This window comes from Pseudogulbenkiania sp. AW2-16 (assembly GCF_056824575.1).
Map to the genome: position 1 here is coordinate 824,722 of NZ_CP157668.1, position 22,258 is coordinate 846,979.

Consider the following 22,258-nt stretch of genomic DNA (forward strand, 5'->3'; position numbering starts at 1 on the left):
GGGCGCCCGTGGCGGGGCGCCCGAAATCCGATGATTACAGCGTGTCCTTGAGCGCCTCGGCCTGCTCCAGCGCGGCGTCGGCGCTGGCCGACAGCACGGTGTAGTGGCCCATCTTGCGGCCGGCACGCGCCTGCTGCTTGCCATAGAGGTGCAGATGGACGTTGGGCGCCTCGGCCAGCACCGCCCAGTTGGGCTCGCCGCCGTCCTCGCGCCAGCTGTCGCCCAGCAGGTTGACCATCACCGCCGGACTCAGCAGGTCGGTGCGGCCCGGCAGCAGATCGCACATGGCGCGCACCTGCTGCTGGAACTGGTCGGTGAGGCAGGCATCCAGCGTATAGTGGCCGGAGTTGTGCGGGCGCGGCGCGATCTCGTTGACCACCAGCGTGTCGTCGGCGAGCACGAAGAACTCCACCGCCAGCACGCCGACGTAATCGAGCGCTTCGGCCAACTTCTTGGCCATGTCCTGCGCCTGCGCCGCCAGTTCCGGCGCGATGCGCGCCGGCACGATGGAGACGTCGAGGATGCCCCCGGCGTGACGGTTCTCCGCTACCGGAAACACCGCCACCTGCGCCGGCGAGGTGCGGGTGACGATGGCCGAGACCTCGAGCTGGAGGTCGAGCATCTTTTCCAGCACGCAGGCCTGGCCGCCCAGGTCGGCGTAGGCGGCGCGCGCCTCGTCGGCGGTCTGCACACGCACCTGGCCCTTACCGTCGTAGCCCAGACGCGCGGTCTTGAGGATGCCGGGCAGGTACGGGGTCAGATCGACCTGGATCTCCTCGACCGACTCGATCGCGAGATACGGCGCGGTCGGCAGCCCGGCCTTGTTGATCCAGCCCTTCTCGACGATGCGGTCCTGCGCGATCGCCACGCAGTCGCCGGACGGCGACACGCGGGTCTTCTGCGCCAGCGTGCGCATGGCGTCGGCGTTGACGTTCTCGAACTCGGTGGTGACGGCGGCGCAGGTTTCGCCCAAGGTCTTCAGCGCGTCCGGATCGTTGTACGGCGCACACAAATGCACGTCGGCGAAGCGCGCCGCCGGGGCGCTGGCGTCCGGGTCGAGCACGGTCACGCGGTAGCCCATGGTCTTGGCCGCCACGGTGAACATGCTGCCCAGCTGGCCGCCGCCGAGAATGCCCAGCATCGCCGGGGGAGAATCGCCGCCATTATTCGACCTCCGGCAGCGTCATCGCCAGCACGGTGTCTTCCTGCTTCTTGCGGAAGGCCTTCAGCTTCGCGGCCAGTTCCGGCACGGCATTGGCCAGCATCGCCACCGCGAACAGCGCGGCGTTGGCGGCCCCCGCTTCGCCGATGGCGAAGGTGGCCACCGGGATGCCCTTGGGCATCTGCACGATGGACAGCAGCGAATCCTCGCCGCGCAGGTACTTGGACGGCACCGGCACGCCCAGCACCGGGACGTGGGTCTTGGCGGCCAGCATGCCCGGCAGGTGGGCGGCGCCGCCGGCGCCGGCGATGATCGCCTTGAGCCCGCGCGCTTCGGCGCTGGCGGCGTAGTCGAACAGCAGGTCAGGAGTGCGGTGGGCGGAGACGACGCGGGTTTCGAACGCGACGCCAAAGTCCTTGAGAACGCGGGCGGCGTTCTGCATGACGTCCCAGTCGCTGTTGCTACCCATCACGATACCGACTTCGATCATGGCGGAAGAGCCTGTAAGGTATGGAAAAAACGGGATTTTACCCGAATGCCGCGTCAGGCCGGAACCTTTTCTCGCATTCAAATGAAACGACAGAAGCCAAGACCGAAGCGACTCGTCCCACTCCCCGTTGGCCCGTGCCGCTTGGGCTGGATGGGGCAAGGTTTTAAGCCGCCGCTGGTTTGAGCGATTTGACGTTAGCAAATGCGTCCGCTGAGCAAATCTCCGATCGGCCCAGCGATGGATTGGCACGCATGGAGTTCGGCGGCACCTTGCCCCATCCGGACCATGCGGGAATTCACGGGCCGTCGGGGTCGACTGGGGTTGCAAGGGGGCTGGCGACGCAGCCCCCTTGCCTGCCAGCGGTCAGCACCGCACCCGAAACATCGTCCGCGCAGCGGACACGAGCCCTGACCTCATAGGCATACAGGAGATTTGTGGGCCGATTCTCGGAACTTGTGAACGTAATCACAAGCTCTCTCACATCTGCTTGAGCTGCTCCTTGGCCTTCACCGCCGCGGCGCTCTTCGGATAGAGCTTGATCAGGCGGTGCAGGGTCGCCTTGGCCACGTCGACCTGGCCCAGGTCGCGCTGACAATTGGCGATGTTGCGCAAGGCGTCGGGGGCCTTGGGATGATTCGGATTGCGCTCGACGAAACGGCGATGGATGTCGATAGCGGCATCGTACTGGCGCTGCGCGGCGTGCGCGACGCCGAGCCAGTACATGGCGTCGACCGCCTCCACTGCGCCGGGGTTCTGGTCGATGAAGCGCTTCAAGGCCTCGGTGGCGTGCGGGAAGTCGCGGTTACGCAGCAGGGCGATGGCCTTGTCGTAGTCGGAGCTGGCCGGCGTCGCCGCTGGCGCCGATGAGCTCGGCGCGGCGCCGTCGGTAGCGCCCGACGAAGCCGGCGAGGCCGACGAGGCCGGTGCGCCGCCTTCCAGCTTGGCGAGGCGGGCGTCCAGGTCGGCGTAGAGATCGTTCTGGCGCTTCTGCGTGTTCTGCAGGTTGTAGCCCTGCACTTCCAGCTCGCCGCGCAGGCGCGCCTGCTCGGCCTTGAGGCTTTCCAGCTCGCTGATCATCGCCAGCAGCTTGTCGTTGGACAGCTTGGTTTCGACGTCGGTCAGGCGGGTGTTGGCCTGGCGATTGATCTGGTCGAGCTGGCGCCGGGTATCTTCCAGGCGGCTGCGGGTGTCGTCCAGCTCGGTGGTGGTGGCGCAGCCAGCCAGCAGGGTCAGCAACAGCGCACCGAGGGCAAGCCGTTTCATGATCGTGTTCCTTGAAGGCAATCGGGCCGCTCAGGATACGTCATCCGGAACGGCCCGGGGGGAGCAACGTGGCACCCATTCCAGTATGACGGCCAGGCCATCGCCTGTTGCGCGCCGCGGCGACACTCAGGCCGCCAGGGCTCGCCCGCCAGCTGAATATAGGCGGTTACTCGCCGTCGTAGGCGATGTCGGCGCGACGGTTCTGCGCGTAATCGGCCTCGGTGTTGCCGGTCGCCTTCGGTTTTTCCTTGCCGAAGCTGACGGCTTCCAGCTGGTTTTCCTTGACGCCGATAACCTGCATGGCGTTCTTCACGCTCTCGGCGCGACGCTGGCCCAGGCCCAGGTTGTACTCGCGGCTGCCGCGCGCGTCGGTGTTGCCCTGGATCACCACCTTGCGGGCCGGGTGCGACTTCAGGTACTCGGCGTGGTTGGCCACGGTCTGCTGTTCGCTCTGCTTGACGGCGGAGGAGTCGAAGTCGAAGTACACGCTGCGCTTGGACAGCGGGCTGTTCGGATCCTTCAGCGGGTCGACAGCCACGGAGCCCTGGCCGGCGGCACCGGTGTCGGCCGGCAGGGTGGCGCTCTGACCGGCGCCGGCGCTGCCGTTCTCGGTCGGGGCGGCAGTCTCCAGAGGCTTGGTGCTGGAGCAGGCGGCCAGCAGGGCGACGGTGGCGGTACCGATCAGCAGGTGTTTCAGGTTCATGCAATGACTCCTAAGGTATTGGTCAAAGTGGGCAAGCGACTGCGCAACAGGCAATCCGCTAACTGATAGCGGACAGGGAAAACCGTTCAGGGTTCCCCCGTCATCGCGATATCCGGAAAAAATCCTCAGGGACGGTTGAACGGCCCCCACGCCGGGTCCTGCACGTCGCCGTTGATCACGGCGAGGCGCACCTTGCTGCTGCCGTCCGGGGTGGCTGCGTACAGCACGCTCCGGCCCCCCTCGTCGCTGGCGAACAGCACCATGCGGCTGTTCGGGGCGAAGCTCGGCCGCTCGTTGTAGGCGCCGCTCGACAGCACGCGGTTGTCGCCGCTGGCGAGGTCCTGCACCACGACGCGGAACTGGCCACCCTGGCGGCGGATGTAGCTCAGGGTGCGGCCGTCCGGCGACACCTTGGGCGAGACGTTGTAGCTGCCGTCCCAGCTCAGGCGGCGCGCGCTGCCGCCGGCCACCGGCTGCACGTAGATCTGCGGGCCGCCGGCGCGGTCGGAGACGAAGTAGAGCTGGCTGCCGTCCGGACTCCATGCCGGCTCGGTATCGATGGCGTTGCTGTGCGTGACGCGGCGCGCGCCGCCGCCGTTGGCGTCGATCACGTAAATCTGCGAGGTGCCGCTGGTGGTCAGCACCACGGCGAGCTGACGCCCGTCCGGACTCCACGCCGGCGCGGAGTTGCTGCCCTTGAAATTGGCGACGATGCGGCGCTGGCCGGTGACGAGGTTCTGCACCCACACCACCGGCTTCTTGGCCTCGAACGAGACGTAGGCGATCTTGCCGCCGTCAGGGCTCCACGCCGGCGAGATGATCGGTTCCTTGGAGCGCAGGACGGTCTGGGCGCCGCGGCCGTCCATGTCGGCCACCTGCAGCAGGTAGTCGCGGCCGGACTTGAGCACGTAGCTGATGCGAGTGTTGAAGATGCCCTTCTGCCCGGTGATCGCCTCGTAGATCATGTCGGCGATGGTGTGCGCCACTTCGCGCGAGCGCTCCGGCGTCACGGTGAATTCGCCCGAGGTCAGCTGCTTCTGCTGGGCGGCGTCGAACAACCGGAAGCTGATCTTCACCTGGCCGCCCGCCGCCTCGACCTTGCCGATGGCGAGCGACTGGGCACCGGCGCCGCGCCACGCCGGGTAGTTGATCTGCGCCGGCTCGAACGCCGGGTTGGCGGCGCTGGCCGGGTCGACCATGCGGAACGCGCCGGTGAGCAAGAGATCGTTGCGGATGATCGGGGTCAGCGCCTCGCGCACCTGCGTGGTTTCGTTCTGGAACGGCAGCACGGCGATGGCGTGGCGGTTGGCGCCGCCGCCGACGATCTCGATGGTCATGTCGGCGCGGGCGGCGCCGGCGGCAGCCGGGCACAGCAGCAACATTGCTCGGATCAGCGTTTTGACGATGGGCATCGGCTTCCTCAGTGGTGCGATGGGGGTCTCAATGGGGGCGGAATTCCAGCTTGAGCTGGCGGAAATCGGTAAAGCTGGCGCCGGCCGGCAGCGACGGGAAGACCTTGGCCTCCCAGATCGCACGCTGCACCGCCTCGTCGTAGGCGGAGTTGCCGCTCGACGCCAGCAGGCGCACCGCGCGTACCTCCAGCGACGGCAGCAACGTCACCTGCACCACCGCCTTGGGGTTGCCCGACAGCTCGGGCGGAACCTGCACCAGCGGCTTCACCTTGGCCTGGACCTTGCTGGCGTAGCCGTCCAGGTTCAGCGACGTGCCGTTGGCCGAACCGCCGACCACGCCGGTTTTCTGACCGGCCTCGGTCGCTGCGCGCGTTGCCCTTCCTGGTGGTGTTGCTGCTGCCAAGATCGGCCAGCAGGTCGTCGGCTTCCGGGTTGTAGCGCGGCGCCGCCTTGCTGCCCTTGCCCGGCGGCAGCGCCGCCGCCTTCTTCTCGGCATGCTTGTCGGGCACGCTGTCGGCCTTGGCGGTTTTCACGGGCGGTGCCTTCTCGACCGGCTTGGCTGCCGGCTGCGGCTTGGCCTGCTTCACCACCTCCGGCTTGGCTTCGCGCTTCGGTTCGGGTTTCGGTTCCGGCTTCGGTGCGGGTTTCGGCTCCGGCTTGGGTTCCGGCTTCTTCACCGGCGGCAGCGGCTTGCGTTTCTCGCCGAGATTGACCTCGGCGCGCGGCGGCTCGACCGGCGCCGGCGCGACCTTGGGGGTGCCGGCTGCGGGCGGGGCGCAGGTTGCGGCACAGCCACGCTCGGCGCCTGCGGCGGAGGCGGCGGCGCGCTACTCCACAGTTCGACGGCGACCGGGGCGTCTTGCGGCTTGTCGTTCGAACTCAGTCCGCCCAGCACCAGCAGCAACACCACCGTGGCGTGCAGCAGCAGCGACAGGACGACCGGCCACGGTGAATTGCGTTGTTCGGCCACGGCGATCATTTGCCCTGTTTCACCGTCAGCGCCACACGCTTGATGCCGGCCTTGTGCAGGTCGTCGGCGATCTCCACCACCTCGGCGTACTTCAGGTCGCGGTCGGCGGTGATGGCGACCGGGCGCTCGGTGGCGTTGAGTTCGTGCAAGCGCGCGATCAGCTCGTCCTTGCCGGCCAACGGCGTTTCCTTGCCGTCGGCCTTGAGCTGCATCGTTTTGTCGGCCTCGACGATCACCTCCAGCGGCTGCTCGTTGAGCGCGGCGGCGTGCGACACGCTCGGCACGTCGATCACGCCGGGGGTGAACAGCGGCGTGGTGACCATGAAAATCACCAGCAATACCAGCATCACGTCGATGTAAGGCACGACGTTCATCTGGTTCATCTGGCGGCGGGGGCGTCGATTGAGCATGGCAGCGTAGCGAATAACGGCGTCAGGCCGGATGATACCATCGCGGCCGCAGGGGTTTGATGACAGAAACGGTAAAGACCGGCCCGCACGGCGGAAAGTTCAGCCGGGGAGCCGATCGGCATTACAAGCGGGTGGCCAGCGTCAGGCCGTCGCCCACCGGCAGTACCGCGAGCCGGATGCGGGGGTCGTGCTTCAGGCCGGCGTTGAAGGCGTGCATGATGTGCACCCCGGGCGGGTCTTCCGGGCGCGGTGAAACCACGCGGCCGCTGAGGAAGATGTTGTCGATGGCGATCACCCCGCCCGGCCGCACCAGCTTCAGGCACGTCTCGAAGTAGTCCGGGTAGGCCGGCTTGTCGGCGTCGATGAAGGCCAGATCGAAGCTGCCGGCGCGGCCTTCGGCCAACAGCGCCTCCAGCGTCGCCAACGCCGGCTGCAGCACCAGCCGGATGCGCCCGGCCACGCCGGCCTTCTGCCAGTACTCGCGGGCGATGGCGGTGAAGGTGTCGCTGACGTCGCAAGCCACCACCTCGCCGTCGTCCGGCATCGCCAGCGCCACCGCCAGCGCGCTGTAGCCGGTGAACACCCCGATCTCCAGGTAGCGCCGCGCGCCGATCAGCTGCGCCAGCCAGGCCATGAACTGGCCCTGCTCCGGGGCGATCTGCATCTTGGCCAGGCGATGGCCGGCGGTGAAGGCGCGCAGCTCGGCCATCACCGGGTGTTCGGTGACGCCGATCTCCATCAGGTAGTCGTGCAGGGGCGTATCGAGTGGTACGGTGCGGCTGGTCATGTCAGGAACGGCATCTAGACGGCAAAACGCCCGTGAACACGGGCGTAGCGGGGAACGACCGGGACAGGCTCACTCCGGCTGGTAGACGTAGGGCTTCTGCGGCACACGCGCCTCTTTCCAGCGGCGCTGGTCGTCGAGATCGACCTTGCGGTCCCACCAGGTCAGGCGCAGCTCGCGGCGCTCGCTGTCCACTTGCGGGTTCTTATCGAGAAATTGGGTCATGAAATCGGTGAATTCGGACTGGTACATGCGGGCTTTCCTCGGATCGTTGGCGGGCATTGTACTGCAAAAACCGGCCTGTGGATAAGTGTCTGTTCCATATAGGCGGCTACGCCTTCCCATCGTGAGCGCCGACGGCCGGCGGCGGAGAGCGCGGCGCAGCGAAGCGACATCCTCAGGCACCCATGCCGACTCTGTGCGCCGGCGGCACGCAGCCGGCCTGAGCTCGTCAGCCTGCGGGAGCGGGCGCCGGCGCCGCTCGTTGGCAGCGCTAACGCTCCGCCGCCCGTTGCTTGGCGCTGTACATGGTGCGGTCCGCCACCGCGAGCAGCCCCTCGATCGCGTCGCCGTCGTCCGGATAAAACGCGGTGCCGATGCTGACGCCCAGCGTCACCGTGCCGCCGTCGATGTCGTACGGTTCCTGCAGGGCCAGCTGCAGCCGTTCGAGCACCTGCGCCACGTCGGCATCGGCGTCGACGTCCTCGAGCAGCACCACGAACTCGTCCCCGCCCAGCCGCGCCACGGTGTCCTCGCCGCGCAGCACCTCGTTGAGACGCGCCGCGATCAGCTGCAGCACACGGTCGCCGGCAGCGTGGCCGTAGGTATCGTTGACCGGCTTGAAGCGGTCCATGTCGAGCAGCAGCAGCGCCAGACGCTTGCCGTTGCGCCGTACCCGGCGGATGGCGTGCTGCAACCGGTCCTCGAACAGGTTGCGGTTGGCCAGCCCGGTCAGGGCGTCGTGGTTGGCGAGATGGAACAGCTCCTGCTCACGCGCGACCCGGTCGACATGGCAGCGCAGCAGGTTGTTGACGCCGAACAACAGCACCGCCAGCAGCACCAGCGCCAACAGCGCCATGACCAGCCACTCGAACAGCCCGATCTGCGCCCAGCCCAGCTGCCAGCTGACCTTGAGCATCAGGCTCGGGGTCGAACCTCCGGTGCTGCGGCTCAACTCCAGGCTCGGAAACAGCAGCGTCTCGAATGGCCCCCGCGCCACGCGGCCGGTATCGAGGAAGCGCCCTTGCGGGTCCTGCTGGCCGTAGCGCTGATGCCACAGTTGCACCCGCATCCCGGGGGGAGATTCAGGGGCCGCGGCAGCAGATCGTCGACGCGCAGCACCAGCGCCACGAACTGGCGGTCGGGCAACAGCGCCGGCGCCGGCTGCAACACGAACTCGTCGGCGGGGCGGATGATCAGGTAGCCCAGACGGCCGTCGCCCAGCGCGAATGGACGCGACAACGCCGGCAGCTCGCGCCGCTGCGACTGGCGCAGGGCGTCGTAGAGGAAATCGACGCGGCTGACGTCCATGCCCAAGGCCGGCGAAAACGGTGGCGGCAACTCGCCGGCCGGCACCATCGATACCACCGGGTAATAGCCGCCGCCCTCCAGCGTGTAGCGCGGCGGCTGGCGTCCCGGGTCGTAGCCGTGGATGGCGACGGGGCGCCCGCGGCGGGCGCTCAACTCACGCTCGAAGGCGGCGCGTTCGTCCTCGTTCACGCGCCGCACGCGCAGCCCCAGCACAATCGCGCGATGGCGCTTGAACTGGCGCAGCAGCAGGCTGTGCTCGGTCAGCTCCCCGTGATGCTGGCCAAAGGTCGAGAAGCCGGCGTAACTGTCGAGCTGCGCCTCGGTGGCGTTCAGGCGCTGCGCGATGTCCTCGGCGAGCCGTCCGGTGACGCGCTCCAATTCGCTTTCGGCCTGATGAACGGCACGGCTGGCGAACGCCACCCCGATCAGTGCGCACAGCACCAACCAGAGTAGCAAGGCAGCCGGATACAACCATTTCATCTTCATCGTGTTGCCAACAAGAGAACGGGGCGAAGTCGGAAAACAGGGGAACGGCAGGCGGGAAAACCATAGGGCTCCCCGTGGGAAGCCCTGTTCAGAACGCCGCGGACCGTCCCGCGAGCGCCGACATGCTACCGGACTCCCCGGGCGCCGTCACGGCTTCCAACACGCAAACGGCACCGTTAAAGACAACGACATGACCAGGCAGGCACATTGCCTGCACGTCATGAAAACGCGCCCGGCCGGGTCAGGCGCCGTCGGTACAGCGGCTCACCAGCCCGCGCCACTTTGCCGAGACCACGGTGCCGTTTTCATCCAGATTGGCCTCGGTGTGGCGGCCATCCGGCGTCAACTCGATGCTCAGGCCGCGCTTGCCGGAATACGGATTGACCAGGGTCAGCACGATGCCGCCATCGGCGCGGGTCTGCCGCGTCAGGTAATTGGCGGGAATACCCCATTTCTGCGCCCCGCCCTGGATGCAGTCGGCCGCCGCGGCAAGGCGCGGCGCGGGGGCGGTACTCGGTGCCGGTGGCACGGCGGCGGCCTGGGCGGCGGGCGCCGGGGCCGGACTGGCGGCACGCTTGCCACCCGCCGTCTGGGGCGTGGCGCAGGCGGCAAGCGTCAGCGCCAGCACGACGGCGCAGAGACGGGTCAAGCGGGGTGGATTCATGGCGCACTCCTGTGGAACCGGTTCACGATCTTGCTCCGCGCAAGCGGACAACAGGCAACAGACCGCCACGCGCACCAATCGTTCATCACGGTGCTACCATGCACCCCGTTCTTTCCCACCGCCCCGGACGCTGGAGCACGAGCATGGAAACACGATGGCTGGAGGATTTTCTGGTGCTGGCGGAAACCGCCAGCTTCACCCGTTCGGCACAGGCGCGCCACCTGACCCAGCCGGCGTTCTCGCGCCGCATCCGCGCCCTGGAAGGCTGGATCGGCACCGAGCTGATCGACCGCACCTCGTACCCGACGCGGCTCACGCCGGCCGGCGAGGTGTTCCGCGAACACGCCGCCGCCATGCTCAACCAGATCCACGCCACCCGGGCACTGCTGCAGGGCATGCGCCCGCTGCCGGAAGACACGCTGGAGTTCGCCGTCCCCCACACGCTGTCGTTCTCGTTCTTCCCCAAGTGGCTGAGCCGGGTGGAACAGGGCTTCGGCCAACTGTCGTGCCGGCTGCAGGCGAGCAACGTGCACGACGCCCTGCTGGCCTTCGTCGAGGGCGGCAGCGACCTCTTGATGTGCTACCACCATCCCAAGCAGCCGGTGGAACTGGAGGACGGCCGCTACCTCGGGCTCCGGCTCGGCGTGGAACGGCTGCGCCCCTACGCCCGCGCCGACCGCCAGCGCCAGCCGCGCTTCGCCCTGCCCGGCAGCGCGGCCGCACCCGTGCCCTTCCTCGGCTACGCCGCCAGCGCCTACTTCCGGCTGATGACCGAGCAGATCCTGGCCGATGCGCCGGAACCCTGCCATCTGCACCTGCGCTACGAGACCGACATGGCCGAGGGGCTGAAGAACATGGTGCTGGAGGGGCACGGCGTGGCGTTCCTGCCACAAAGCGCGGTGGCGCGCGAAGTGCGCTACGGCCAGCTCGCCCCGGCCGCCGACGAGCGCTGGGGGGTGGACATGGAGCTGCGCCTCTATCGCAGCAAGAAGCGCAACCGGCCGGTGCTGGAAGCGTTCTGGCAGTACCTCGCCACCGAATACCCGGCGATCTGAGAGCGGGCGCACCAGCCACAACCCAACACCTTGCCCAAACGGCACCTGTCCGCAGGGATTCGCGTCGCAAGAGTGACGCGCAGCGCCCCATCGCCGACGGGCTCCGACACTGGCGGAGCAAGGCAGCACAGCGCTCACAAGGCCATGGTGTCTCCACCCATCCGGCGCACTGCCGCCGCCTCACCGACAAGCCCCGGGCAGGCCACCCCCTGCCCTGCGCCTTTATCCCCCAGCGCCAGTATCCGGGCCGCCGCCGGCCAGGTTATGCAAAAAAAGCATGACGCGATCGGCATTCGGAATTGGCCAGCCGGCACCGCCCTCGCCTACAGTGCGCCCTGTCCCTTACCACAACACGACAACGACAAAACCCATGACTACTCGTAGCGAACACGACCTGCTCGGCGACCGCGACGTACCCGCCGATGCTTACTGGGGCGTGCATACCCTGCGCGCCATCGAGAACTTCCCGATCACCGGCCAGACCATCGCCGGCTACGTCAACCTGATCGCGGCGCTGGCCGCCATCAAGCAGGCCGCCGCGCTGAGCAACCGCGAGCTGGGCCTCTTGGACGCCCCGCGCGCCGACGCCATCGTCGCCGCCTGCGAGGAAATCCGCGCCGGCAAGCTGCACGAGCAGTTCGTGGTGGACGTGATCCAGGGCGGTGCCGGCACCTCGACCAACATGAACGCCAACGAGGTGATCGCCAACCGCGCGCTGGAGCTGATGGGCCACGCCAAGGGCGAGTACCGCCACCTGCACCCCAACGAGCACGTCAACCTGTGCCAGAGCACCAACGACGTCTACCCGACCTCGCTGCGTCTGGCCACCTACTGGGGCGTGCAGCAGCTGCTGGCCGCGATGGCCGAGCTGCGTGAATCGTTCGCCGCCAAGGCCGAGGAGTTCGGCGACGTGCTGAAGATGGGCCGCACCCAGCTGCAGGACGCGGTACCGATGACGCTGGGCCAGGAATTCCAGACCTACGCGGTGATGCTGGGCGAGGACGAGCTGCGCCTGCAGGAAGCCTCGCGCCTGATGCTGGAAATCAACCTCGGCGCCACCGCCATCGGCACCGGCATCTGCGCCCACCCGGAATACGTCCCCCTGGTGTGCCGCCAGCTGTCGGCGCTGACCGGCCTGGAGCTGATCACCTCGCCCAACCTGATCGAAGCCACCCAGGATTGCGGCGCCTTCGTGCAGCTCTCGGGCGTGCTCAAGCGCGTCGCGGTCAAGCTCTCCAAAACCTGCAACGACTTGCGCCTGCTGTCGTCCGGCCCGCGCGCCGGCTTGGGCGAAATAAACCTGCCGGCACGCCGAGGCCGGCTCGTCGATCATGCCGGGCAAGGTCAACCCGGTGATTCCCGAAGTGGTGACCCAAGTCGCCTACGAAGTGATCGGCAACGACCTCACCGTGACCATGGCGGCCGAAGCCGGCCAGCTGCAATTGAACGCCTTCGAGCCGGTCATCGCCTACAGCCTGTTCCGCAGCGTGAACCACCTGACCCAGGCCTGCCGCACGCTGTCCGACAACTGCGTCAAGGGCATCACCGCCAACCGCGACTTCCTGCGCAGCCAGGTGGAAAACTCGATCGGCCTGGTCACCGCGCTCAACCCCTACATCGGCTACGCCGCGGCCACCGAAGTGGCGGCCGAAGCGCACGCCAGCGGCGGCGGCGTCTACGACATCGTGCTGAAACGCGGCCTGATGAGCCGCGACCAGCTCGACGCCGTGCTCAATCCGGCCGCGCTGACCCAACCGCGCTGGGTCACGCTGTAACCGACATCTCCTTGGATGGAGTGTGAAGCGACCTGCCTCCATGGCAGAACTTGCAGGGTTGCCCTCCGGGGCAACCCTTTTTTGTCTGGAGGATGCGAACAACACGGCGACCCTGATGAGGGGTGCCGCAAGACCGCGCAGGGGTAGTTACAGCAGCACGCCGCTGGCGTCCGGCTGCGGCGCGGTGGTCAGCGGCTCGTTCAGCAGCATCAGCAGGTTGCTTTCGATGGTGTGGCACAGCGCGTTGAGCGGCAGGTCGTTAGGCAGGGTATCGAACGGGTCCTCGATCTGGTCGCCCAGGGTATCGAGCCCGAAGAAGGTATAGGACACGATGCCCACCACCAGCGGCGTCATCACCCCGACGCTGTCCACCAGGCCGAACGGCAGCAGGTAGCAGTAGAGGTGCACGGTGCGGTGCAGCAGCAGGATGTAGGCGTAGGGGATCGGGGTGTGACGGATGCGCTCGCAGCCGCCGTAGGCGTGCGACAGCAGCGAAATCTGCTCGTCGATGTTGGCCAGCAGCTGCGGCGACACCCGTCCCGCGCGGCCCAGCGCGGCGTAGGCGGCGCCGATGCGCTCGAGCAGCATGTTGGGGCGGTTGGGCTGCGCCAGCACCGCGGCGCACTCGCCGGCCGGCAGCAGCCGGGCCAGGTCGGCGGACGGGTCGCTGCCGCGCAGCTGGTGGCGCAGGACATGGGAGAACGCCGCCAGCCGGTACAGCAGGACTTTCTTCTCTTCCGCCTCGAGATGGTCGACCAGCGTCAGGGTCTGCCGGCCGAGGTTGCGCGTCACCACCAGCACTTCGCCCCACAGCTTGCGCGCTTCCCAGAAGCGGTCGTAGCTGACGCTGTTGCGAAAGCCGAGGAAGATCGCCAGGGTCAGGCCGATCAGCGAAAACGGCGTCGGCGTCAGGGTGATCTTGAGCGGCCCCAGCGTGCCGTGCACCACCGTCACCAGCACCGCGACACCGACGGTGAACAGCACGCGGCGCCACACCACCGGCACCACCGAGCCGCGCATCGAAAATAACAGGGAGAAAGTGGAGGGCGAGGCAGGACGGACGATCATGGCGGGTTCAGCGGGCAAAGCGCCATTCTAGCCCCGGATCGCCTTTTCGTGCACTGCAACATTGGTCGTATTGACCATCCACCGCCGCTCCACAGCTTACCCTCAGGCCATCCACAGAGTTGTCCACAGCCTTGCGGCCGGGGCAGTCAGGTTGGCCGAAGACGCAGGGCAACGCGCTTCGGCCAACGTGGCGCGATGGCCGCTACTGCGCGCTCCAGCCGCCGTCGATCGGCAGCGCCACCCCGGTCAGGTTGTGCGCCCAGTCGCCGCAGAGCATCGCCACCGCCTCGCCGATGTCGGATGGCTGGCTCATGCGTCCGGACGGCTGCTTGTCCAGCACCAGCGCCTTCAGGCCGGCGTCACGGTCGCCGCCGAAGGCGGCCGCGCGCGCCTGGATCTGCGGCTCGATCAGCGCGGTCTCCACCCAGCCCGGGCAGATCGCGTTCACCGTCACCCCGCTCTGCGCGTATTCCAGCGCCGCCACCTTGGTCAGCCCGACCAGCCCGAACTTGCTCGCCACGTACGGCGCCTTGTTGACCGACGCCACCAGCCCGTGCACCGAGGCGATGTTGACCACGCGCCCCCAGCCGCGCCCCGCCATGCCGGGCAGCAGCGCCTGCATCAGCAAGAACGCGGCCGACAGGTTGACGGCGAGGATGGCCTGCCACAGCTCGGCCGGCATCGCCGCCACGCTCGCGGTGTGCTGCATGCCGGCGTTGTTGACCAGCACGTCGACGGGACGCCAGCGCTGCACCGCTTCGGCCAACCCCTGCACCGCGGCGGGGTCGCGCAGGTCGCCGTCGAAGAACGCGGCGTCGGCGGCGCCGGCCTGGCGCACCATGCCCAGCGCCTCGTCGCGCTGCTCGGGAGTCGCCGGGCCATGCAGGCCGATGGCCCAGCCGTTGGCGGCGAGACGGCAGGCGACGGCCAGGCCGATGCCGGAAGTGGAACCGGTGATGAAGGCGGTGCGGGTCATGGACGATCTCCTCTCGTGGCGATGGCTCAAGCTTAGCCGCTATCGCGCCAGTGGCTAAGCGAGGGCAGCGCCGGCCAAGGCAAGAAAAAACGCGCCCGATGCAGCATCGGGCGCGTTGTTGTTGCGCTCAGGTCGAGCCCGCTGACTCAGCGGTGATCGACCTCTCAGGCCAGGCGGCCATGGCACTGCTTGTACTTCTGGCCGCTGCCGCACGGGCACGGGTCGTTGCGGCCGATGCGCAGGCCCTGCGCCGCCAGTGCCGCCGGCGCGTACGGATTGTTCTCGTCGTCCGCCGCGGCCAGTGCCGAACCCGGCTCGGCGTGCTGCAGTTCGACCTCCGGCAGCTCGTGCGGCTCGACCGCGTCCATGTCTTCCTGGCTGCGGATTTGCACCGTCATCAGCACGCTGACCACGCTCTTCTTGATGCGCTCGAGCATGTCGGCAAACAGTTCGAAGGCCTCGCGCTTGTACTCCTGCTTGGGGTTCTTCTGGGCGTAGCCGCGCAGGTGGATGCCCTGGCGCAGGTGGTCCATCGACGACAGGTGCTCGCGCCAGTGGTTGTCCAGCATCTGCAGCACCAGCGAGCGCTCGAACTGACGCATCGCCGGCTCACCGGCCAGCTCGACCTTGGCCTGGTAGATCGCCTCGGCCTGCTTGATGATGCGTTCGCGGATTTCCGGGATGTCGAGGTTGGGCGCGGCCTTGAGCCAGTCCGCCACCGGGGCCTCGAGCTGGTACTCGCTCTCCAGGGTCTTCTCCAGCCCCGGCAGGTCCCACTGCTCTTCCATCGATTCCGGCGGCAGGTGCAGGTCGACCAGGTCGGACAGCACGCCCTCGCGCATATTGGTGACGATGGCGCTGACGTCTTCCTCGTCGAGGATTTCGTTGCGCTGCTGGTAGATCACCTTGCGCTGGTCGTTGGCGACGTCGTCGTACTCCAGCAACTGCTTGCGGATGTCGAAGTTGCGGCCTTCCACCTTGCGCTGGGCGTTCTCGATGGAACGGCTCACCCAGGGGTGCTCGATGGCTTCGCCCACCGGCATTTTCAGGCGCTCCATGATCGCCGACACGCGGTCGGAGGCGAAGATGCGCAGCAACGGGTCTTCCAGGCTGAGGTAGAAGCGCGAGGAGCCCGGGTCGCCCTGGCGGCCGGAACGGCCGCGCAGCTGGTTGTCGATGCGGCGCGACTCGTGGCGTTCGGTGCCGACGATGTGCAGGCCGCCGGCGCCCAGCACCTGCTCGTGGCGCAGCGACCACTCGCTGCGGATGGCGGCGATGCGCGCGGTCTTGTCCTGTTCGGACAGGCTCTCGTCGTTCTCGATCGCGCGGATTTCCGGCTCCGGATTGCCGCCCAGCACGATGTCGGTACCGCGACCGGCCATGTTGGTGGCGACGGTGATCACGCCGGGACGCCCGGCCTGCACCACGATGTCGGCTTCGCGCGCGTGTTCCTTGGCGTTCAGCACGTTGTGCGGCAGCTTGGCCTGGCTCAGCAGGGCGGCGATCAGCTCCGAGTTCTCGATCGAGGTGGTGCCGACCAGCACCGGCTGGCCGCGCTCGTGGCAGTCCTTGATGTCGGCCAGGATGGCGTCGTACTTCTCCTGCGCGGTGCGGTAGACCTTGTCGTGCGCGTCCTTGCGGATCATCGGCTTGTTGGTCGGAATCACCACGGTTTCCAGGTTGTAGATGCTCTGGAACTCGAACGCCTCGGTGTCGGCGGTGCCGGTCATGCCGGACAGCTTGCCGTACAGGCGGAAGTAATTCTGGAAGGTGATCGAGGCCAGCGTCTGGTTCTCGCGGTTCACCGTCACGCCTTCCTTGGCTTCGACGGCCTGGTGCAGGCCCTCGGACCAGCGGCGGCCCGGCATCAGGCGGCCGGTGAATTCGTCGACGATGATGATCTCGCCGTCCTGCACCACGTAGTGCTGGTCGCGGTGGTACAGGGCGTGGGCGCGCAGCGCGGCCATCAGGTGGTGCATCAGCGTGATGTTGGTGGCCGAGTACAGGCTGTCGCCTTCCTTCAGCAGGCCCATCTGGGTCAGGATCTCTTCGGCACGCTCGTGACCGCGCTCGGACAGCAGCACCGAGTGCGCCTTCTCGTCCACCCAGTAGTCGCCCTCGCCCTCTTCTTCCTGCTGGCGCTCCAGGAGCGGCGGCACCACGTTCATGCGCTGGTACATCTCGACGTTGTCTTCGGCCGGGCCGGAGATGATCAGCGGCGTGCGGGCCTCGTCGATCAGGATCGAGTCGACCTCGTCGACCACGGCGAAGGCCAGCTTCTTCTGCACCTTCTCCTCGGTGCTGAACACCATGTTGTCGCGCAGGTAGTCGAAGCCGAATTCGTTGTTGGTGCCGTAGGTGATGTCGGCGGCGTAGGCTTCCTGCTTCAGGTGGTGCGGCATCTGCGACAGGTTCACGCCCACGGTCAGGCCGAGGAAGTTGTACAGCTTGGCCATGATGCCGGCGTCGCGGCTGGCCAGGTAGTCGTTGACCGTCACCACGTGCACGCCGTTGCCGGTGAGCGCGTTGAGGTAGGACGGCAGCGTGGCGACCAGGGTCTTGCCCTCGCCGGTGCGCATCTCGGCGATCTTGCCGTCGTTGAGCACCATGCCGCCGATCAGCTGCACGTCGAAGTGGCGCATGCCGAGCGCCCGGCGCGAGGCCTCGCGGCACACCGCGAAGGCTTCCGGCAGCAGCGCGTCGAGGCTTTCCCCGCTGGCGAGGCGCTGGCGGAAGTGCGGGGTCTTGCCGGCGAGGTCTTCGTCCGACAGCGCGCGCAGGCCGTCTTCCAGCGCGTTGATACGGGCCACTACCTGGCGGTATTGCTTCAGCAGCCGGTCGTTACGGCTACCGAACACTTTCTTGAGAAGCGTGGAAATCATCGGTTTTCGAATCCAGAGGCCAAGCGGGCCGGAAAAATGGGGAAAAGTGTAGCACAAGCACTGACCACGTAATGGGGGCAAAGTTGTGGCGCGTCAAGGGAACCCCGGAAAAACCGGTCGCACGCGCCGCGAATCGCCCATCATGGCGGCAATCGGCTAGAATTCGCGCCATGAGCAGTCTTTCTTTCCGCGACATTGCCCGCCAGGACAGCCGCCTGTCGCGCCTGGCCAGCGAGGCCAAGGCGCTGATGGCGCTGGACACGGCCTTTCGCCGCCTGCTGCCGGCGCCCCTCTCCGACTACTGCCGCGCGGTGCGCATCCGCGACGGCGAGCTGGTGGTGTACGCCGACAACGGCGTGGTGGCGGCGCGGCTGAAGATGATCGGCCCGGGCCTGCTGCCGGCGCTGACCGACCGCGGCTATCCGGCGAGCAAGATCCGCGTCAAGGTCGACATCCGCTTCAAGCCGCCGGTCAAGCCGCCCAAGGCGCTGGCGATCAGCCCGGCGGCGCTGGAGCGCATCGAGGAAGCCGCCGCCAGCGTCAGCAACCCGCTGGTAAGCGCGGCGCTGTCGCGACTGCTGGCGCACCACCGCCGCGGCTGAGTCCTTCCGCCGCACTCCCGCCGACCAGACCGCCCCCTTGACCTGCGTCAACCGGCGCAGCGCCCGCGCATGCCAGAATCATTTTCTTTGTTTGCTTCAGGCTCTCTTCAAGAAAATGAACCATCTCCGTATCGGCCAGCGGCTGGCACTCGGCTTCGGCGGCATGACCCTGCTGGTGGCGCTGCTGCTGGCGGTCCAGCTCACCGGCCTTAGCCGACTGCGCGATCATCTCGACGAGGTGGCGCTCGACCACAACCGCACCGTCGAGCTGACTACCCGCCTTACCTACAACCTGCAAAGCCAGCGCACCGTCTACCGCGACGCCGTGATGTTTCCGGATGAGCCCAGCAAGCGTCAGGCCGTCGCCAAGATGGCCACGGCGCGCCGCGACTACGACGCCACGCTGCACGAACTGGAGCAACACTGGCAGCGCTACACCCCCGGCGCCGCGGAGCGGGCGCTGCTGGAGCAGGCGGCCCGCCAGCGCCGCCAGGCCGAACCGGTGATCGACCGCATGATGCAGCTCGGGCTCGCCAACGACGTGCCCGGCGCCATCGCGGTGATGAACGCGCAGTTGATCCCCGCCGTGCGCCCCTGGCGCGAGGCGCTGGAAGCGCTGATCGCCGCGGAACAGGCCAGGACGCGCGCCGCGCTGGACGACGCCGCGCGGGCCTACGCCCAGGCCAAATGGATCGGCCTTGGCGCCGGCGGCGGCATCATCCTGCTGAGCCTGCTGGCCGGCTGGCTGATCACCCGCGGCATCACGGTGCCGATGCGGCGCATGGTCGGCGCGGTACGCGCCATCGCCGGCGGCGACCTCAGTGTCACGCTGCCGCCCGCAGGACGCGACGAGACCGGCCAGGTGCTGGGCGCCATGCAGCAGATGAGCGGCAACCTCGCCAGCAGCGTGGCGACGGTGCAACACAGCGCTGGCGAACTGGAGCGGCTGGCCGAGACGCTGGCGCAGATGTCGGCACAGCTCCTGGGCGCGGCGCGCGAGCAGTCGCGGGCCTCGTCCGAATCGGCCGGTTCCATCGAGGAGCTGTCGGTCAGCGTGGCTTCGGTGGCCGACGTCAGCGACGCCATGCACCAGGCGGCGGACCATGCGCTGGCGAGCAGCCGCCAGGGCACGGCGCAGCTCGCCACCCTGGTGGACGAGGTGGGGCGGGTGGAAGCGGTGGTGGGCCGCACCGCCGAGCTGGTCGGCGCCTTCCTCGCCAAGAGCCGCGACATCGCCGGCATGACCAGCGAGGTGCGCGACATCGCCGACCAGACCAACCTCTTGGCGCTCAACGCCGCGATCGAGGCGGCGCGCGCCGGCGAGCAGGGGCGCGGCTTCGCCGTGGTGGCCGACGAGGTGCGCAAGCTGGCGGAAAAGTCGGCGGCTTCGGCCAACGAGATCGACCGCGTCACGCTGCTGCTCGACAGCCAGTCACACACCCTGGAAGCGTCCATCGCCGAAGGCCTGGCGGCGCTGGCGAGCAGCCGCCGCTACGTCGAGAGCGTGGGCGACGGCCTCAAGCGCAACGAGACCGCGGCGCAAGCCTCGCGCGACCAGGCGCAGGGCATCGCCAGCGCCATGCAGCAACAGCACGTCGCCAGCCGCGACATCGCCGGCAGCATGGAGTGCGTGGCCGGTGCCGCCGAGCAGAGCGCGGCGGTGGCGGAAAACCTCGCCGGCGGCGTCACGCAGCTGGTCGAACTGGCGCACCAGCTCGGCCACAGCGTACGGCGCTTCCGCGTCTGAACGCCCCCGGCCCCGCCGGGGCGTCAAGGTGAAGGTCCACTGTATCCAACAGCCCCGCAGGCGATGCTTGCGGGGCTGTTTCCTTTACGACGCGGAGGATTATCAGGCCCCTCTCGCATGCCTCGGCCCGGACAGGCGCAGTTCGGACTGGCCATCAGATCGGCAGGGCGGCGCTTTCGTGCCCCTGCGGTACGCGCCACCCCGACACCCGGCCGCGACGGCGGAGTAATACGGAAGTGGTGGACAGCCGGGCGCGCGCTTGAGGTATGCTGTACGGCAAGCGGTTTTAAACATGCGCCACGCATCTTTAAAACCGTTTGCCTATTGGACCCACCATGCTCACCCTCACCCCGCACCCGCTGCGCCGCGTGCTCAACGACGAGGCGCACGCCCGCCCTTACGCCTCGATTCCGTCGCCGGCACGGCTGACCTCGCTGACCCTGTACTACGACTACGACGACGCCAGCCAGCGCGAGGCACTGGCCGAGCTGGCCCAGATGCTGGCCCTGCCGGCCCCGCTCGGCCACGCCGCGCACTACACCGCGAATGCCGGCGACCTGACGGTACGCTGGTCGCTACACGCCGAGTTCGCGCGCTACACCTTCATCCTCTCCGGCGATTTTTCCGAGCCCTTCGACCGCACCGCGCTCGACCGCCTGCCCTCGAGCTGGCTCGACCGCCTGCCCGGCACGGTGCTGGTGGCACTGCACGCGGTGCTGCTCAAGGGCGGCTCGGCCAGCACCCCGGACGAGATCGCGGCGCGCTGGTTCGGCGGCGGCGAGTTGATCGGCTCGCGCATCGGCGACGGCAACGGCATCGCCTACACCGACCTGCAGCTGCACCCCGACCCGCGCCTGCCGGAGGGCTTCTCGCGCTACGTGGTGCTGGACGAGGAAATGGGACCGAACCAGTCCGGACGCATGCTGCAGCGCCTGTTCGAGATCGAGACCTACCGCATGCTGGCGCTGTTGGCGCTACCCATCGCCAAGGAGCAGATGCGCGAGCTCGACCGGCTCGACGTGGTGCTGCGCTCGCTGACCGAGCGCATGGGCAAGCCGGACAGCGGCGACGCCCAGCTGCTCACCGAGCTGGAAGACCTCTCCACGCGCGCCGAACAGCTGATCTCGGAGAGCCAGTACCGCATTTCCGCCACGCGCGCCTACTACTCGCTGGTGGAGCGCCGCATCGGCGAGCTGCGCGAGAGCCGCCTGCCCGGCATGCAGCCGTTCCACGAATTCATGGAACGGCGCATGGCGCCGGCGATGAGCACCTGCGACACCGTGGTGAAGCGCCAGGACCGCCTCACCGACCGCCTGCAGCGCAGCACCGCGCTGCTGCGCACCCGCGTCGAGGTGCTGCACGAGGAACAGAACCGCGCCTTGTTGGCCAGCATGGACCGCCGCGCCGCGATGCAGCTGCGCCTGCAGGAGACGGTGGAAGGGCTGTCGGTGGGGGTGCTTACCTATTACATCGTGAGCCTGCTGTCCTACCTGCTCAAGGCCATCAAGGCCGCCGGCGTGCACCTCAACACCGAATTGGCCACCGGCATCGCCATCCCGATCGTGGCGGCGGCGGTGTGGTACGGCGTGCGCAAGGTGCGCGACGGGCTGGGGCACTGAGACGCCGTTGGCGCCACGAAGCCTGTCCTGATGTCAGCGGCGGAGCGGCCCTCGCTACGTCGCCCGCCGTCCACCGAGGTTGGCCGAAGCCTTCGGCCAACCTCTCCCGGCCCCGGCCGCCGTCATCGTGCTGCAACAGCGGCGCTCTACACTCGCCGGCTTCACCACCCTGCCGCGAGACCGTCCGATGCTGTCACCCGCCCTGCCCGTCGCCCGTCCCGACTTCTACCTCGCCCCCGGCGCCGCCACGCCGGAGGTGGATTTCCGCTTCCACAGCGGCCGCCTGCTGCTGCGCGGGGTGAGCTGCCCGGAGGACGCCGCCGCCTTCTACGACCGGCTGTTCCGGCCGCTGACCCCGTACCTGGCCGGCCTCGACCACGGCGAGGTGGCCCTGACGCTGGCGCTGACCCGGCTCGACGCCGACAGCGCCAACCAGCTCTTGACCCTGGCCGACCTGCTCAACAACGCCCAGGCCAAGGGCAGCCGCGTGCACTGCCACGTGTTTCACGACGAGGACGACGCCCGGCTGCAGGCGTTCCACCGCGTGCTGGCACACGAGTTTCCCGGCCTGCTGGCCGCGCCGCTGGCGCAGGTAGCGTAGGCATAAAAAACGGCCGTCGGCCCGGAGGCAGACGGCCCAGTGGTGACGCACACGCCACC

The 22,258-nt window shown here is 68.2% G+C and carries 20 protein-coding genes and 1 pseudogene; 6 read left to right on the forward strand and 15 right to left on the reverse strand.

All coding sequences use genetic code 11. The annotated features are described in order from the left end of the window. Positions 1 to 34: 34 nt before the first annotated feature. From ABKF58_RS04050 to ABKF58_RS04105, 12 genes are all read right to left on the reverse strand, one after another. On the reverse strand, positions 35 to 1,141 hold the full coding sequence (locus ABKF58_RS04050; protein WP_482583446.1) for a 5-(carboxyamino)imidazole ribonucleotide synthase: 1,107 nt from the start codon (positions 1,139 to 1,141) through the stop codon (positions 35 to 37). A gap of 22 nt (positions 1,142 to 1,163) precedes the next feature. Next, complete coding sequence (gene purE / locus ABKF58_RS04055; protein ID WP_008954768.1) at positions 1,164 to 1,652, reverse strand: 5-(carboxyamino)imidazole ribonucleotide mutase; 489 nt, start codon at positions 1,650 to 1,652, stop codon at positions 1,164 to 1,166. A 477-nt stretch (positions 1,653 to 2,129) separates the two neighbouring features. Beyond that, positions 2,130 to 2,915 (reverse strand): tol-pal system protein YbgF, encoded by a 786-nt coding sequence (ybgF, locus tag ABKF58_RS04060; RefSeq protein ID WP_482583447.1) that lies wholly within the window; start codon positions 2,913 to 2,915, stop codon positions 2,130 to 2,132. A 166-nt stretch (positions 2,916 to 3,081) separates the two neighbouring features. Next, a complete protein-coding gene (gene pal, locus ABKF58_RS04065; RefSeq protein WP_482583448.1) occupies positions 3,082 to 3,618 on the reverse strand; it encodes a peptidoglycan-associated lipoprotein Pal in 537 nt (178 codons plus the stop codon). Positions 3,619 to 3,743: 125 nt separating this feature from the next. Beyond that, complete coding sequence (gene tolB, locus ABKF58_RS04070) at positions 3,744 to 5,030, reverse strand: Tol-Pal system beta propeller repeat protein TolB (protein WP_482583449.1); 1,287 nt, start codon at positions 5,028 to 5,030, stop codon at positions 3,744 to 3,746. A gap of 28 nt (positions 5,031 to 5,058) precedes the next feature. Continuing rightward, positions 5,059 to 5,367: an energy transducer TonB gene (locus tag ABKF58_RS04075; RefSeq protein ID WP_482583451.1), complete on the reverse strand. Its 309-nt coding sequence runs from the start codon at positions 5,365 to 5,367 to the stop codon at positions 5,059 to 5,061. A gap of 638 nt (positions 5,368 to 6,005) precedes the next feature. Continuing rightward, complete coding sequence (locus ABKF58_RS04080) at positions 6,006 to 6,374, reverse strand: biopolymer transporter ExbD (protein WP_232503510.1); 369 nt, start codon at positions 6,372 to 6,374, stop codon at positions 6,006 to 6,008. Between the two features lie 157 nt (positions 6,375 to 6,531). Further along, positions 6,532 to 7,197: a class I SAM-dependent methyltransferase gene (locus ABKF58_RS04085; RefSeq protein WP_482583452.1), complete on the reverse strand. Its 666-nt coding sequence runs from the start codon at positions 7,195 to 7,197 to the stop codon at positions 6,532 to 6,534. A gap of 69 nt (positions 7,198 to 7,266) precedes the next feature. Continuing rightward, on the reverse strand, positions 7,267 to 7,446 hold the full coding sequence (locus ABKF58_RS04090; protein WP_008954761.1) for a DUF3460 family protein: 180 nt from the start codon (positions 7,444 to 7,446) through the stop codon (positions 7,267 to 7,269). Positions 7,447 to 7,687: 241 nt separating this feature from the next. Next, positions 7,688 to 8,368: a diguanylate cyclase domain-containing protein gene (locus ABKF58_RS04095; RefSeq protein ID WP_482583453.1), complete on the reverse strand. Its 681-nt coding sequence runs from the start codon at positions 8,366 to 8,368 to the stop codon at positions 7,688 to 7,690. After that, positions 8,365 to 9,204: a CHASE domain-containing protein gene (locus tag ABKF58_RS04100; protein WP_482583455.1), complete on the reverse strand. Its 840-nt coding sequence runs from the start codon at positions 9,202 to 9,204 to the stop codon at positions 8,365 to 8,367. The genes ABKF58_RS04095 and ABKF58_RS04100 overlap by 4 nt, the downstream gene beginning before the upstream one ends. Before the next feature lie 247 nt (positions 9,205 to 9,451). Beyond that, positions 9,452 to 9,874: a hypothetical protein gene (locus tag ABKF58_RS04105; RefSeq protein ID WP_482583457.1), complete on the reverse strand. Its 423-nt coding sequence runs from the start codon at positions 9,872 to 9,874 to the stop codon at positions 9,452 to 9,454. A gap of 143 nt (positions 9,875 to 10,017) precedes the next feature. On the opposite strand from ABKF58_RS04105, the gene ABKF58_RS04110 reads away from it, so the two are divergent. Both ABKF58_RS04110 and aspA read left to right on the forward strand, forming a co-directional pair. Next, on the forward strand, positions 10,018 to 10,929 hold the full coding sequence (locus ABKF58_RS04110) for a LysR substrate-binding domain-containing protein (protein ID WP_008954758.1): 912 nt from the start codon (positions 10,018 to 10,020) through the stop codon (positions 10,927 to 10,929). A gap of 370 nt (positions 10,930 to 11,299) precedes the next feature. Beyond that, positions 11,300 to 12,704: pseudogene (gene aspA, locus ABKF58_RS04115) on the forward strand (aspartate ammonia-lyase). Positions 12,705 to 12,851: 147 nt separating this feature from the next. Here aspA and ABKF58_RS04120 read toward each other — a convergent pair. The 3 genes from ABKF58_RS04120 to secA form a co-directional block, all read right to left on the reverse strand. Continuing rightward, on the reverse strand, positions 12,852 to 13,772 hold the full coding sequence (locus tag ABKF58_RS04120; protein ID WP_482583458.1) for a bestrophin family protein: 921 nt from the start codon (positions 13,770 to 13,772) through the stop codon (positions 12,852 to 12,854). 202 nt (positions 13,773 to 13,974) lie between these two features. Next, on the reverse strand, positions 13,975 to 14,748 hold the full coding sequence (locus ABKF58_RS04125) for a 3-hydroxybutyrate dehydrogenase (protein ID WP_482583460.1): 774 nt from the start codon (positions 14,746 to 14,748) through the stop codon (positions 13,975 to 13,977). Between the two features lie 164 nt (positions 14,749 to 14,912). Further along, positions 14,913 to 17,630: a preprotein translocase subunit SecA gene (gene secA, locus ABKF58_RS04130; RefSeq protein WP_482583461.1), complete on the reverse strand. Its 2,718-nt coding sequence runs from the start codon at positions 17,628 to 17,630 to the stop codon at positions 14,913 to 14,915. 170 nt (positions 17,631 to 17,800) lie between these two features. Here secA and ABKF58_RS04135 point away from each other — a divergent pair, with 170 nt between their 5' ends. From ABKF58_RS04135 to ABKF58_RS04150, 4 genes are all read left to right on the forward strand, one after another. Beyond that, the gene (locus ABKF58_RS04135; RefSeq protein WP_008954753.1) at positions 17,801 to 18,232 is read left to right on the forward strand and encodes a DUF721 domain-containing protein; all 432 of its coding nucleotides are present in this window, start codon (positions 17,801 to 17,803) and stop codon (positions 18,230 to 18,232) included. Between the two features lie 115 nt (positions 18,233 to 18,347). Continuing rightward, on the forward strand, positions 18,348 to 19,979 hold the full coding sequence (locus tag ABKF58_RS04140) for a methyl-accepting chemotaxis protein (protein WP_482583462.1): 1,632 nt from the start codon (positions 18,348 to 18,350) through the stop codon (positions 19,977 to 19,979). A gap of 335 nt (positions 19,980 to 20,314) precedes the next feature. After that, positions 20,315 to 21,598 (forward strand): DUF3422 family protein, encoded by a 1,284-nt coding sequence (locus tag ABKF58_RS04145; protein WP_482583464.1) that lies wholly within the window; start codon positions 20,315 to 20,317, stop codon positions 21,596 to 21,598. Between the two features lie 187 nt (positions 21,599 to 21,785). Beyond that, on the forward strand, positions 21,786 to 22,199 hold the full coding sequence (locus ABKF58_RS04150) for a SiaC family regulatory phosphoprotein (RefSeq protein ID WP_148282923.1): 414 nt from the start codon (positions 21,786 to 21,788) through the stop codon (positions 22,197 to 22,199). Positions 22,200 to 22,258 lie beyond the last annotated feature (59 nt).